The 13,580-nt window shown below is 52.1% G+C and carries 15 protein-coding genes; 6 read left to right on the top strand and 9 right to left on the bottom strand.

Annotation, left to right across the window (positions count from 1 at the left end):
• Positions 1-60: 60 nt before the first annotated feature.
• The gene (locus tag HMPREF2554_RS09380) at positions 61-1,119 is read left to right on the top strand and encodes a 4'-phosphopantetheinyl transferase family protein (protein ID WP_070554958.1); all 1,059 of its coding nucleotides are present in this window, start codon (positions 61-63) and stop codon (positions 1,117-1,119) included.
• On the opposite strand, the gene HMPREF2554_RS09375 is transcribed toward HMPREF2554_RS09380, so the two are convergent.
• From HMPREF2554_RS09375 to HMPREF2554_RS09355, 5 genes are all read right to left on the bottom strand, one after another.
• Positions 1,082-2,212 carry an isochorismate synthase gene (locus HMPREF2554_RS09375; protein ID WP_070554956.1) on the bottom strand — a complete coding sequence of 377 codons (1,131 nt, stop codon included), beginning with the start codon at positions 2,210-2,212 and terminating at the stop codon, positions 1,082-1,084. The two genes, HMPREF2554_RS09380 and HMPREF2554_RS09375, sit on opposite strands and share 38 nt — an antisense overlap.
• A 21-nt stretch (positions 2,213-2,233) precedes the next feature.
• Entirely contained in the window at positions 2,234-3,001 is a 768-nt protein-coding gene (locus HMPREF2554_RS09370) for an SDR family oxidoreductase (protein ID WP_070554954.1), read from the bottom strand.
• On the bottom strand, positions 2,998-3,696 hold the full coding sequence (locus HMPREF2554_RS09365; protein WP_070554953.1) for an isochorismatase family protein: 699 nt from the start codon (positions 3,694-3,696) through the stop codon (positions 2,998-3,000). The genes HMPREF2554_RS09370 and HMPREF2554_RS09365 overlap by 4 nt, the downstream gene beginning before the upstream one ends.
• Positions 3,697-3,907: 211 nt before the next feature.
• The gene (locus HMPREF2554_RS09360) at positions 3,908-5,314 is read right to left on the bottom strand and encodes an FAD-dependent oxidoreductase (protein WP_070554950.1); all 1,407 of its coding nucleotides are present in this window, start codon (positions 5,312-5,314) and stop codon (positions 3,908-3,910) included.
• A gap of 245 nt (positions 5,315-5,559) precedes the next feature.
• On the bottom strand, positions 5,560-6,189 hold the full coding sequence (locus HMPREF2554_RS09355) for an NAD(P)-dependent oxidoreductase (protein WP_070554948.1): 630 nt from the start codon (positions 6,187-6,189) through the stop codon (positions 5,560-5,562).
• A gap of 111 nt (positions 6,190-6,300) precedes the next feature.
• On the opposite strand from HMPREF2554_RS09355, the gene HMPREF2554_RS09350 reads away from it, so the two are divergent.
• Entirely contained in the window at positions 6,301-6,648 is a 348-nt protein-coding gene (locus tag HMPREF2554_RS09350; RefSeq protein WP_070554946.1) for a winged helix-turn-helix transcriptional regulator, read from the top strand.
• Between the two features lie 153 nt (positions 6,649-6,801).
• Here the strand turns inward: HMPREF2554_RS09350 and HMPREF2554_RS09345 are convergent, their stop codons facing one another.
• Positions 6,802-7,104 (bottom strand): HigA family addiction module antitoxin, encoded by a 303-nt coding sequence (locus tag HMPREF2554_RS09345; protein ID WP_070554944.1) that lies wholly within the window; start codon positions 7,102-7,104, stop codon positions 6,802-6,804.
• 229 nt (positions 7,105-7,333) lie between these two features.
• Here HMPREF2554_RS09345 and HMPREF2554_RS09340 point away from each other — a divergent pair, with 229 nt between their 5' ends.
• From HMPREF2554_RS09340 to HMPREF2554_RS09330, 3 genes are all read left to right on the top strand, one after another.
• The gene (locus HMPREF2554_RS09340; RefSeq protein ID WP_070554942.1) at positions 7,334-7,864 is read left to right on the top strand and encodes a mycothiol transferase; all 531 of its coding nucleotides are present in this window, start codon (positions 7,334-7,336) and stop codon (positions 7,862-7,864) included.
• Between the two features lie 75 nt (positions 7,865-7,939).
• Positions 7,940-8,383, top strand: a complete 444-nt coding sequence (locus HMPREF2554_RS09335; protein WP_070554987.1) for a MepB family protein — start codon at positions 7,940-7,942, stop codon at positions 8,381-8,383.
• Positions 8,384-8,544: 161 nt separating this feature from the next.
• The gene (locus HMPREF2554_RS09330) at positions 8,545-9,096 is read left to right on the top strand and encodes a hypothetical protein (RefSeq protein WP_083297468.1); all 552 of its coding nucleotides are present in this window, start codon (positions 8,545-8,547) and stop codon (positions 9,094-9,096) included.
• Here the strand turns inward: HMPREF2554_RS09330 and HMPREF2554_RS09325 are convergent.
• From HMPREF2554_RS09325 to HMPREF2554_RS09315, 3 genes are all read right to left on the bottom strand, one after another.
• On the bottom strand, positions 9,074-9,967 hold the full coding sequence (locus tag HMPREF2554_RS09325; protein WP_070554938.1) for a hypothetical protein: 894 nt from the start codon (positions 9,965-9,967) through the stop codon (positions 9,074-9,076). The genes HMPREF2554_RS09330 and HMPREF2554_RS09325 overlap by 23 nt on opposite strands.
• A 160-nt stretch (positions 9,968-10,127) precedes the next feature.
• On the bottom strand, positions 10,128-11,666 hold the full coding sequence (locus tag HMPREF2554_RS09320; protein ID WP_070554936.1) for a hypothetical protein: 1,539 nt from the start codon (positions 11,664-11,666) through the stop codon (positions 10,128-10,130).
• A 484-nt stretch (positions 11,667-12,150) separates the two neighbouring features.
• Complete coding sequence (locus tag HMPREF2554_RS09315; RefSeq protein ID WP_004005581.1) at positions 12,151-12,570, bottom strand: cupin domain-containing protein; 420 nt, start codon at positions 12,568-12,570, stop codon at positions 12,151-12,153.
• 272 nt (positions 12,571-12,842) lie between these two features.
• Here HMPREF2554_RS09315 and HMPREF2554_RS09310 point away from each other — a divergent pair.
• The coding region (locus HMPREF2554_RS09310) for an MFS transporter (protein ID WP_246826057.1) at positions 12,843-13,580 on the top strand (738 nt) is incomplete at its 3' end.

The raw sequence follows: 13,580 nt of genomic DNA, 5'->3' as shown, positions 1-13,580 counted from the left end.
GAAGCTAGAGGTTTCGTCACGTCACACAGGTTCCAGGCGGCGGGCGGGTAGACTTAGGGTATGACCATCCACTCTATATCTTCCGGGGATGCGGATGTTTCACGCACGCATATCAGTGTATTTACCCTGCCCACCCGCACCTTTACAGGCGGGTTAAGGTTCACGTGGCTTGACTATGTGGGCGAGCAGGCTCGGCGCAAGGCGGCGTCGATACACAGCCCGTCGGCCTCGGTGAGTTACCTGGCTACTGAAGCCCTCATGCGGGCGGTGGCCGCGCCTCGGCTGGGTATTTCGGGGCGGAGCGCACGCACGATCACGGTGGATCGGTCATGTCGGCTCTGCGCGAGCGGTAAACCGCACGGTAAGCCGCGCATTGCGGGCGTGAATTTCAATATGTCGCAGGTTCCCTCGCTGGCGGCAGGCGGTTTTTGTGCCCAGCAGCAGGTGGTTCTCGGCATTGATCTTGAGGGGGTTCAGGCCTCACTTTTCCCAGGTTTTGCGCGGGTTGCGCTCACCGTCGACGAACGTGCCGACTATGAGTCTCTGCCGCCAGGCCAGCAGCAGGCGGCGGGAGTTGCCATCTGGACCGCGAAGGAGGCAGTACTCAAGGCAACCGGGCACGGGCTAAGTGTTTCACCGCAGACGGTACAGATTGAATGTGACGATGCGACCTTGGCGATGGTCAGCGCCCTGTGCGAACCGGCAAACCCGCTGGATGCTCCGGGCAGACAGGATCGCCCCTGCGAGCATGAGCTTTCTGTAAGTCCGCGAGTGAGTGTGCGTGCCACGCTCACTCTGCCCGAAGATTTAGATACATCAACAGAGGAGACGTCGGCGGGCGGTGAGGATGCCGGTAAGCATCAGACCCCGAAAAACCGCGATATATCGGGCGACAACACCCCTGCGAATAGCGAGCGCTCGTTCTTTATTACCTGGTCGGTGCTGACGCTCAGCCCGGTAGCGCATCCAACGGCGGATACGGCGGGGCGGGCGGCGCATCCCGAACGGTTCCTGCTGGCGGTGGCAACCGAAGACACCGTTCCCGTGGTGGATGTACACTCGGTCGCCACACCGCTGGATGTTAAGCGTCTGCTGGAACCGCCTGCGGCAGCGTATTAATGCCCAGTGCGCGCCCGAAACTGCCCAGTTTCGTACCGGTTTCGGTGTGTTCCAGCGCCGGGTCTGACTCAGCCACAATGCCCGCGCCCGCATAGAGGATGGCGGTTTGCGCATCAACCTCAGCACAGCGCAGCACGAGCGCCCACTGGCCGCTTCCGTCCGCGTTCATATAGCCGATGAGCCCGCCAAAATAGTCGCGGCTAAACGGCTCAAGTTCGGCGATCATACGCCGCGCAGCCTCGGTGGGGGCGCCGCAAATCGCAGGGGTCGGGTGAATGGCGCGTGCACCATCCAGGCAGGTCATACCCTGCTTAAGCACACCCGAGATGGGGGTGCCCAAATGCCACAGCTGCGGGGTCTGCAGAAGCGAAGGCTCCTTAGGAATAGTGAGCTGGCGGGTCATAGGTTCCAGCTGCGCCCGAATATCGGCGATAACGGTCGCATGCTCGCCACGGTCCTTACGCGAAGCCATAAGCCGCTGCCCAAGAGCCTCATCCTCGGCGCTTCCATGCTCGGCGATGCGCGGCGCACTGCCCGCCAACGGGTGCGTTTTGAAGGCGCTGCCTTCCCCGGTGTCGGGTTCCGTACTGAAAATCAGTTCCGGCGAGGCACCCATCAGATATGGATGCTCCAACCCGCGGTGGTCCTGCGGCAGCTTAACGCTAAAAACAAACGTGTTGGGCTGCTGGGCGCGCAGGTTGTTATACACCTCGGCAAGGTCAAGTGTGCCCGGCGCATAATCGGCGCGCAGCAGGCGAGAGAGCACGACCTTATCCAGCTGATGCGCCTTCATACGCTCAACGGCGGTCGCCACCGCCTGCCGATACTCGGGATTTTCGCGGCCCTCAATCTGCGTTGGTTCGGCGAGTGTAACCTCATGCTCGGGCACCGGAATGTCGTCGATCTGCAGGCGTTCGGGCACAAAGAGATGCGCGGGGGCGTTCGGGTCGAAAGGAATCAGACCGACCACGGCGGTACCGGCGGATTCGGCGGCGGCGCGCGCATCCTCAAGGGCGACCTGGCGCAGGGAACCGGCGGTACGCATCACGCGGGTTCCGGTGGCAAACATAAAATCAGGAAGATTATTGCTCACTGATAACGCCTTTCGGGTCTGTTAGAAGGTTGCGCCGCCATCGGCAACAATATTTTGCATGGTGATATGCCGTGAGGCATCGCTGATGAGGAAGGCATTCACCGCCGCAATATCGGCGGGTTCGGCGATGCGCCCGAGCGGAATTCCCAGGCGGAAGGTCTCAGGGCTGCCCGCCACGGGTAGGGCGCTGAGGTCTTCGCCGTTCCACGCGTCGGTCACCATGGGGGTGCGGGTGGTGCCGGGGCAGACCGTGTTCACGCGAATGCCGTGGCGCGCCAGCTGCAGCCCAAAGCTTGACGATACCCGCGCCGCTGAGGCTTTCGAGGCCCCGTAAGCACCGAACTCGGCGCGGGGCACGCGGGCGGCGTTGGAGGCGACCGTCACCAGCGAACGCGTGTTCTCGGGCGATGTCTGCACCTGCTCAATCATAGCGCGCGCGAACTCACGCAGGCACAGGAAAACGCCGTCAGCATTGACCGCATGCAGCCGTTTCCAGTCTTCAAAAGAGGTGTCTAAGAGCGGTTTGCTGTGCACGATTCCCGCCGCCAAGACGGCGCCTTGGATAGGTTCATCCACTTCAGCGGCGGCACGTGCGAGCGCCCGCACCGATTCTTCGTCGCTCACGTTAACGGAGCGGTAGCGGAAGATGGCGTCGCCGTAGGCGGCGAATGATTCGTGCGGTTTGTCCGCCAGATCGGCGGCATACACCGAATAGTTATTCTTGATGAGTTCGTGCACGGTTGCCGCGCCGATTCCGCCGTTTGCGCCGGTCACGATAACCCAGCTCATGCGCATACCTTTAGGAGTTCCGGTTCGTCTGCTGTGACGAGGGCACCGGTGTTGATGTTCTCCAGCACCTCAGCGGTGTTAAGCACGCGGGCGCATCGACCCGAGGCGTATTCACAGGCCATGCGGTGCTCTTTTTCGGTGAAGTCGGCGAGCGCATCCGCCACCATGAAGGGCTGAATATCGCGCATGAACGCTTCAAGGGCGGTGGTCAGGCAGCCGATATGTGCGTATATGCCGCCGATGATGAGCTGATCGCGCCCGAGGTCTTTGAGCTGCTCTTCGAGCGGGGAACGCACGAAGGCGGAGTAGCGCCATTTAGTGAGCACAGTATCGGCCTCGGTGGGGGCGAGTTCGTCGAGAATTTGGGCGTTTTCGTCGTCCTGCAGGCCGTCGCCCCAGAAATCGGTCAGCAGGCGCCTGTCGGCGGGGTTCTGGCGGGGTGGTTGGGCGGTGTAGTAGACCGGGATGTTCGCCGCGTGTGCCGCATCTAGTAGGCGGCGAATATTGGCAATGGCAATATTAATTTGAGCGTCTGGGAGGGGTTGTCCGTCGCGTTCCAGCTCAAAGGCGCGCACGAAATAGCGCTGCATATCATGCACGAGAAGCGCGGCACGCGCGGGATCGACCCGCCAGTTTACACGGTTTTGATGTTCCTGTTCGCGGTACGAATAGGGGGCAATCTTGGGTAGCGCCATATGATCTTCTCCTGCCATTGAGTTACAACAGCTTAGGGGGTTCTTAATAGAACGTTTGTCTGTCTGCAAGTACTATATTAGGTCATCCTTAGCTAATAGATATAGACACCCCGTAACTAAACGAGCTTCCCAACCCGCCGCCGCATCACGACAGCACGGGTTGGGAAGCTCGCAGGCACCCCAAAGTCTCCTGTTATTTCAAAGGTAAAGTTTAATTCACAGGCACCGTATTCGCCAAAACCTCATTCAGTCCTTCGGTAATCGAAGGGTGAGTGTAAATTTCATCACGTAGCTGCGATGCCGTAATATTGTGGCGCATTGCCAACGCCACAAGGTTGATAACCTCCATAGACTCAACCACCAACAACTGAGCACCAAGAATCTGGTCAGTCTCGGCATCAATCACAAACTTCATGATGCCACGCGGGTTCTCCAGGGTCTTCGCACGCGGCATGGCGGCGATAGCGGCAACAGGCTTGGCGGCAACCTTGATGGTATGACCGGCGGCGAGCGCATCACGCTCAGTCAGGCCGACGGACGAGAGCGGCGGGTTCATGTAGATGGTCGCGGCAACCGCCTGGCGATCCTTCGTGGAGCGGGAACCGTCGCCAAGCAGCTGCGAGAGCACCACGCGGTAGTCATCCAGCGAAATGTAGGTGAACTGCGGGCCGCCGTTAACGTCGCCAAGCGCAAAAATATTCGGTGCCGTGGTGCGCAGGTGCTCGTCGACAGCGATTGCGCCGTGCTCGGTGGTTTCGATGCTCGTGTTCTCAAGCCCCAGCCCCTCGGTGGCGGGTTTGCGCCCGGTTGCGACCATCACGTAATCCACCTCAAGGTGCTTGGACGCACCCTCGGAGTCCAGGTAGTTCACGGTCACGGAGTCGGCGTTATCGGTAACGGTCTCTACACGAACACCCGCGTGAGCGGTAATGCCTTGGTCGGCGATAATCTCGCGTGCCGCCTGGGCGACGTCGTCATCATAACGCCCGAAAAGCGCGGGAGCACCTTCAAGCAGGGTTACTTCGGTGCCGTAGGAAGAGAAAATACCGGCGAACTCGACACCGATGGGGCCGCCGCCGATAATGCCCAGGCGCTTCGGGCGCGGTGTGAGCTTCTGCAGCTCGGTAGAGGTGAGCACGCGCTTCGATTCGCGGGCGCCCGGGATAGGCGGGATAGTCGCCACGGCACCGGTGTTGATGATAAAACAGTCGGCGGTGACAACCAGTTTATCCTCGCCCGCAGTAACCTCGACCTCGGTATCTGAAAGGAACCGCGCGTGACCGTCAATGAGTTTGGCGGTGGCATTCGATTCGAGAATTTCGCGGTTCTTCGCGCGCATGGCACCGGTGAGTTTGTCACGGAAAATCACGGCGCTCTCATAGGCGGCGTTCGCAGCGTCAGCATTGTGCTCGCCGAGGGCACGGAATTCATCAGCCCGGTGCACAAGCGCCTTGGTGGGCACGCATCCAATATTGATGCAGGTGCCGCCGTACATCTCTGAGGACTGCTCGATCAGGGCGACGTTCTTGCCGGTTTTCGCGTAGGCGCCAGCGAGGGTTTTGCCGCCCTTGCCGAAGCCGATAACGACCATATCAAAGTGAAGGCGCGCGGTAGTCATAGTGTTCTCCCGGTGAAGTTTGAGGTGTTTATAATTCGTGTCTGGTGTTCCGGTGAACTTCAACGGTCAGCGTATGGCATTTATTCCTGGTTTTTGCAAGAAAACATTAAGTTTTTTGACGCTACGCTGGCGGGCCGTCTACCTTATCTTATGCAGTCTAAAAAAGCCTTTATGTGAATAAAGAGTTGGAAATCCCGCTTTATTCACATAAAGGCTCTTTTTACACCCGGCAGTGAGGGTGCAAGCTACCGCGACACCACGCTTACACGCTCGCACTGATGCTCCCCCGACTCGATAAGGTCAAGCACGGCGACCGCAAAATCCGCATAGCTGATTTCGCTCTGCCCGTCGGCATTCATCGTCAGCACATCGCCTGCCAGCTGGTATTCGCCCGTGCGCTCACCCTCAGGGTTAAACACCAGGGCCGGACTCAGATACGTCCAGACAACATCGCCGCGGATGCGCAGCGCATCATACGCCTGTGTTTTCGCGATTGACAGCGGCTTGAACTCTTCCGGCATAGTGGGCGAATCCACTAGACGCTTAGTCTTTGTGTCGTCAGTGTACAGGCTACCGGCACCGCCGATAACGAGCAGGCGGGTCGGGGTGCCACTGAGCGCATCTGCAAGATGTACTAAATGACCCTTATGCTGGTGAAAGTTTTCAGGAGTCTGTATGCCGAATGCATCCACCACTGCATCGAACCCCGACAGGTCGTTGCGAGTGAGCGCGAAAACGTCCTTAATGAGCGTGTGCTGCGCCGGGGTGGGGTGTTCGGAACGCATGATGGCGGTAATTTCATGCCCGCGTTCGGTGGCCTCTCGCACGACGAGAGTACCGGATTTACCGTTTGCACCGATGACTGCGATTTTCATGTTTCCTCCGCGATAAACGTTGTATTCTTAGGACGTATTCAACGCTACCGACGCGATAAACACCTGTGAAGACGGCACTTTAACGTGCCTTAGTTACTTTAAGGAACTAAAGTGTTTAATCAAGACTCCTACACAGATCCTGAGTTACCGCAGTGCCCCGTCGAAGCCACACTGGAGGTTATTTCAACGCGCTGGGGCGCTCTCATTGTGCACTATTTATTGAACGGGCCCCTGCGATATAAGGAGCTTCAGCGCTCACTCGGCAATATTTCGCAGAAGGTGCTCACCGAAAACCTGCGCCAGCTTGAGGCTCGCGGAATTCTCACCCGCACCGTCTACGAGCAGGTGCCGCCGCGCGTGGAGTATAAGCTGACCGAGCTGGGGCAGAGCATGCGCACCCTGTTCGATGCGCTGTGGGCGTGGGGCGAACGCTATCAGAAGACCGTCGCGCAGAGTTAGTTGTGAAAGAACGGCGGCGACGGTGAGCGTTATTGCGGCGGTTAACTTTGTCGCACCTCGATTTTCTATTGTGGGATTTGTTATGTATTCGGCGGTTATTTAAGTCGCCGAATGCGAAATAAGCCCCAGAATAGACAAGGGCAGTACTGGCTGTTACGCCACCTTGAGCGGTTGGATTGCCGCTATCTGCTCACCCTTGAGGTCTTCCACCATATCGAGCTCATACGTGGTTTGCAGGTTTAGCCAAAACTGCGGTGTCGTGCCGAAGTATCGGGCAAGGCGCGCAGCTGTATCGGCTGTGATTCCTCGCTTGCCGTGCACGATCTCATTGATGCGCCGGGGCGGCACGCCAATTGCTACCGCCACTTTATTCTGGGTAATCCCAAACCCTTCAATAAAGTCTTTCAGCAGGACTTCTCCGGGATGAATTGGCGCAATTTTGTCAGTGATAGTCAACGATCTCTACCTCCTCAGGTCCTAAATCGGTCCACCTAAAACATATTCTCCACTGATTATATTGTCTGCATATAACGTGTGGGGCGGCGCGGTAACTGACAGAAGTACATCCCATCCTGCGGGTTGCTTTGTGTTTCGCAGCTTAAATAGCCTCAAAATAGATGTGCCTCTGCCCCTTTGGAATCTAGACTGGTGGTAAACACTTTTACCCCCGAATGAAGGAGCCGCTATGGATGCCCGCGATGTTCTGTGCGAAGCTGCAAGCCGACCCGCAACTGAGGCGAAAGCCCTTGTAAACACCCTGCCCGCAGGGGCATTGAACGCGCACGCGGGTGGGCATACGAATTCGATCGCCTGGCTGCTGTGGCATGCGGGGCGGCAGATGGATGCGCAGCTCGCGCAGCTGACCGGCAAGCCGCAGGTGTGGCACAGTCAAGGGTTTGATGCCCGATTCAACCTGGGCGAACTGGGCGATACAGAGGGCTACGGGCATACCGCAGAGCAGGCGTGCGCCGTCGTGGTGGAGGATGCCGCGCTGCTGGTCGAATATTTGGGTGCGACCACCGCGGCGTTGAGCGAGTACATCGCGGGTTTGAGCGAGGCTGATTTGGATGACGTGATTGATACGTCGTGGACTCCGCATGTGACGCGCGGGGTGCGGCTGGTGAGTATGATCGACGATGCCGCCCAGCACGTGGGGCAGGCGGCGTATGCGGCGGGCATTCTCACGGGCGGGGCCGGTTCGGGCGGGGAGGCATAGTGACTGTTAGTGCGAGCGGAGCCGAGATATCTTCTATTAAATAAAAAAGATTTTCCGAAGAAAGGTAATAAAATATTGAAAATTATTGATATCCTTCATGAGTTTTATGGTGATTTTGATTTCATTAAAGAAAAATGGAATGAGGACTATGAAGGTCTCCTTATTAAGACAAAGGAAGGGCAAAAATATAAAAGGTGTCGTTTAGCAAAGAGGACACCCAAAAAAGAAGGCTACTTTACAGTCTTTTGGAAAAAAGACCAAAACAATAATAATGTTCCTTATACTAATGAAGACTTGGGTGATGAACTTGTTATTGTCGTAATCGACAGCTACAACAGTGGGCTATTTATTATTCCGAAAGAGGTGGCAGTTAATAAAAGGATTCTCTCTACAAGGGATAGTAAGGGGAAGATGGCCATGCGTTTTTATCCACCTTGGTGTACAAATTTAAATAAAACAGCTCAGTCAACGCAAAAATGGCAGTTAGAATACTTTCGGAGTTATAAAATTGGGAATTAAGTATATTTGAAATAAATATTGGCAGAGGGCAATGATATTAAAAAGTTAGAGAGTATTACAGGTGCGGCCAGTTCGAGAGGGGTAGCGTAGTAACAGTCAGTAGGGGCGGAGCCGATGGGTATGATAGTGCAACCCCCGAGCGGGTCGTGACGGTTGAGTGTGTGTACCATAACCATCGGAGCCTGCCGTATATTTCGCCGGAACGCGACCTGACGGCGTGGCTTGAAGAGGTGGAGCTGTTGTCGTCAAAGCTAGTTCCGAAGTGGGTGCTTGAGATGCTTGACGAGATTGAGCTTTCCGGCGGGCGCGTGTTTGAGGTGACGGCGGGCGATATTATTCTGCTGTGGCGCGTGGGTTTCGATACGTTTACCACGCAGAGCTGGTTCCCGAAATATTTTGAGTACACCTACGGGATTGATGCGGCGTTCGACCTGCGGATGCTCGTTGAGACCGGATTCGTGGAGGTGGAGTCTGCCACGGATTCTCTGGACTTGGTGACCGCCCCGGCGCTACGTAAAGCCCCGAAGGATGCGGGCGTGAGCGGGTTGAGCGGTGCGAAAAAGGCCGAGCTGATGGGTTTAGCTCGGGAACACCTCTCCCCCGCCCAGTTTGAGGATGCGGTTCCCATGCGATCCTACAAACTCACCACCGCAGGACTGGCACTACTTGACGCCCACCCCGAGGTGGTGGCTAAGCATCTGAAGAAGGATTAGAGTTCTCGCCTCTTAGGGCTTTCCGGAGAAAGTTTTGAAATAGACTCTTACACCACAGGAATATAGACCGAATTTTAGAAGTCTTAATATCACCAGAAACCTCAGGCTTATTGTTACAACCAATATCTAACCCGTAGTTCCATGAGGTCCACTCGGGATACTCTTCTTTAATTTCCCAGTCCTTATAAATCCTAGTCTTTTCAAACCCTTCCCGCTCTTTAATCTCTCTAGGAGTCTCGACAAGGCTAATAGATTCCCTCGCTAAATAAACATCCCGAAGTGCATGATATCCATTACGGAAAATAATATTTTTCTGTGTTTTATTAAACTTCTCTGCACGAAAAGTCATGACCCCTGCAAATATAAAACTTGCAAAAAATATAATAAATAACCAGAAAGGCGTACGTCCTGTAGCGACACCAAATCCTAGAGTTATAAAGTTGATCAGAAAACCAATAATTAAAGTTATACTTATAGCCCAATTCTTTAATACCATTTTCTCCCATGAAGGTCTTGGATAATATCTTCCCCCTGAACTTAGTTTAATTGAAGTTAAATTTTCCCTAACTTCAGCTGATAAAATACCAAGTTTAATAACCTTATTTTCTAGAGTGGCTCGCTTAATAATATCATTATAGGTAGACTGAATAGCATTTATATCCAATTCATGTTTAATATTCTCAGGGTAATCGCTAGAATCCTTCAAAATCGTCGACCATTTCTCCAGACGTAACAGCTCTGGCGGAGTCGCCTCTTTTCTATTCTCAAACTCTTCCCTAGACACCTTCGTGCCACGACGAGAGCCAAAATATGACATGAGTGCCGCAACAAGAGGAACTACAACGCTGATAACAACATCTTTAACTTCCACAGTACCCTCCTAGATAAATAAGACCTAGAAACCACATTCAATAAATATTCGAAATTCCTCCAAATTTTTCCTTATCTCTTAATACTCCCCTTAGCCACATCAATACCAATACTATAGGCCTTAAATTTAGTACCGTAGACAACAATAAAGATTCAACGATTTATTTTATATCTCTTTTTGCAGTTTCGTATGCATCCTCTAAATCTTGATCTATATTTTTAGTATCTTTTCCAGAAGAAAGCCTGTAGGTCATATATAGTTGACGGGATTCTAACCGAAGATAAACAGACATCGCTATTTTATAAATATTTACTTCTTCATCGTTAGAAAAACGTAATTCTTGATCTATATATATACCAGAAGATTTAAGGGATTCAAAATAATATGGTATCAATATATTCATAGCTTCATTATTGATATTTTCAATTCTTTTATCTAAAATATTTTGATAAATAAATATCTCCAAGACTGGAAGAACAAACAATGAAAATACACATATAACGAGGATGGAAAAATAATTATAAATTGATAAATTAATATGAGTCGGAGAAGTAAATGACATATTCATAAAAATGACGTGAGAAGGTAAATTACTCTGACCAAAACCAAAAAAACCTGTAAGTGCTGCAAGTACTATAACATGCAGGATTGCTAGTAAGATATAAAATGAAAAAGCAGAAAATAAATACTCAAAGAAATATTCAGAGAAAAATGAGTATCGTGGTTTATAAGTTCTAGAAGTGATTCTCCAATTAACAATATTTTTATCAAAATTTAACAAATAATATATTGAAATAAGTATCCCCATAACAAATATTGTAGTTAAGGCTCCAATAATAAGTTTCAAATCAAATTTTAGTTTAATCTCATACGTAGCCCAATAAAAAAGCACAAGAATAAAACTTTGAAAAAGTGTACCGAATAAAATTGTAAAAGCTATATATTTATACATTCCTTTTATCTTATTCTTACCACCTCCAACCAATGATATTAATCCAGCACTTTCTATTCTTCCAGGTATCTCGTTTCTGAGTTTATAGTGTGTATAGTTACATGGTTTCCGATTTTTTTCTTTTTGCACATGCAGTTCATAAATCCATGCAGAAATCTTATTTAACCCATTATTTCCATCCTCAATTTTGCGTATATCATAGCATGATTTCATAATTTTATCATGTGTTGTTAGGTCTATATTATTTACATGCCTTGAAATCGATAGAATAAACCATGACAGAAATAAAAATACCCATACTGGTATATCCGAATTTATTCTAGAACGATCATCTTCTATATTTAGAAGACCGCATATAAATGATATGAACCAAACGCTTCCTAAAACATGCGTTATAGTCCATACATATTTTTTATAAGCAGACTTTCTTGCGTAATCATCAGGAGACGTCCAATTATTTTCATTCTCATTCCTAAGATTTAAAAAGAGAGTTAATATAAGCGTAGCAAATGCTGTTATTATAGATGTATTAAAATTAAATAAAAATGTCACAATTAACATTATATTTTTGGCGATCTCTAAATAATTATTTATATTTATATTCAAATTTTCAGGATATGCAACAATTACATAAGAAAGCCCACATATAAAGATTAGATTTAGAAACCAGACCTGTATTGGATAGAAACAAGATTCAAAGAATTTTTTCCAACCTTTTTTCTTATCTTCTTCACTTATCCAATTCATGATCTCTTCTCCATTAATCCTATTACAAAAATAGCATGGTGTGTGCTGGCGTTGGAAGAACTTTTAGTTCTTTCCTACAGCGACCAGTAGATCTTAGCCCTTTATAGTTCCGCATCAAACCTTCAAGCTTCACTTATCTAGCACTTTACCGTTAAGTTTCTCTCAGGTGGGGATTTCGGGTAAGAACTTCCAAAAATTTTGTTTGTGCCGTGTGATAACAGGAAACCCACGGCGACACGCCGCATTGGCATATCACCACCTCACACCCGCCACTCTGCGGGATACCCCAAGAGCACCGCGCGAGCAAATAGGATTTCGACGAAAAGATAGCGAAATGTTATCTTTTCGTCGAAATCCTATTTGCTCGCGCGCTTACACTAGTGTTATGTGCCTGATCGCGATGCTGTGGCTAAGTTAGCTGGCTCGATGAAGACCCCAGAAAAACACGAAGCCCTGCCCACGCATCCGGCCTTCGAGACCGCGTTTACCTATATTTCTCGGAGTCCGGGTATTCCTCATCAGTCACCGGGTCGCCCCAAACAGCCTCACCCGCGTTCACCACGATATGCGAAAGCCACGAATCGGCAGCGGCACCGTGCCAGTGCTTCACCCCATTACGGGCGACCGCCACATCCCCGGCGTGAAGTTTGCGGGGCTCCTCGCCCTCCTGCTGATACCAGCCCTCACCGGCGGTCACCAACAAAATCTGGTACCCACCCACATGCTTATGCCATTTAGTACGGGCACCGGGCTCAAAACTCACGTTCGCCACCTTGGCGCTCACCTCCGGGTCAAACACCAGCGGGTAGTTGTAGCTTGACGGCATATCCGGCGCTGTCGATACCGGGTTCACCTCACCCAGCGGGAAAATACCTTCGGTTACTTCGGTCTTAAACTTTGACATCATGAGTTCCTTTCGGCATAGGTTTCATCTAAGAAACCTTCCGTATCTTTAGTCTACTCTCGCTGACAACTTCGTGAGAAGCGGTGGGAGGGAGAATGTTGAGGCGGCGACGGGACGTGATGGCAGGGTGATGGTTTTATTTGAAGCGGCTTGCCCTCATCTCAGGTCCACTGTATCTATCAGTTTGTCATCCCGTGGGTTCCACACCTATTCAGCGAACCTTCCACACCCCACCCACCAGCTCTCTTACCAGTGATAGAATCCACAGTATTATGAGACGCACCACAGAGCCTTCGCCTGAGCCCCCTGAACCATCTAAGCCGCACACCCCAACAAATACACCAGACTCAACCGCAAATCCCACATCCACAGCATCAAAACCCACATCAGCAACGCCGCTGAACGCCCGCGGACAACTCACGCTCCTGACCGCGCAGGTTTCTGATGCTCTTGCGTCCAGCATCCAAGCTATCGCTATGCCCCTGCTGACCTACGGCGCTACCGGCGACCTCGCTCACTCCGCTATTGTCATGGTCGTCGAGGCAATCCCCGTCATTCTCTTCGCGCCCTTCGCAGGCACCATCGCCGACAAATTCAACCGCAAAACCCTCACCGTCAGCTTCAGACTCGCCAGCGCCGCCCTACTCATCGCATCCCCAGCCCTCTACGCCGCCGCAGGACTACCCGCCTTCCTCACCATCGCATTCCTCGTCTCAACCTTCGGCACCTTCTCATCCCCCGCAGCCTCCGCCGCCATGCCCTCCCTACTCGGCGACGACTACCAAAAATACATGGCACGCCACGGCAGCCTCATCTTCCTCGCCCAAACCCTCGGTCCCACCATCGCAGCCGCCGTCGCATCCTTCACCACCCCAGCCCTCGCCGTCGGATTCGCAGGAACCCTCAACCTACTTGCCGCCCTCACCGTCGCCACCATACGCAACTACGACCTCACCCACGCCGAACGCACCGCCACCGTACAGGAACACCACACCGGCAGACTCCTGCGC

This window comes from Rothia sp. HMSC071F11, from assembly GCF_001809115.1.
GTDB lineage: Bacteria > Actinomycetota > Actinomycetes > Actinomycetales > Micrococcaceae > Rothia > Rothia dentocariosa.
The sequence above is the reverse complement of the archived record's forward strand: the minus strand, read 5'-3'. Positions and strand labels throughout refer to the sequence as shown.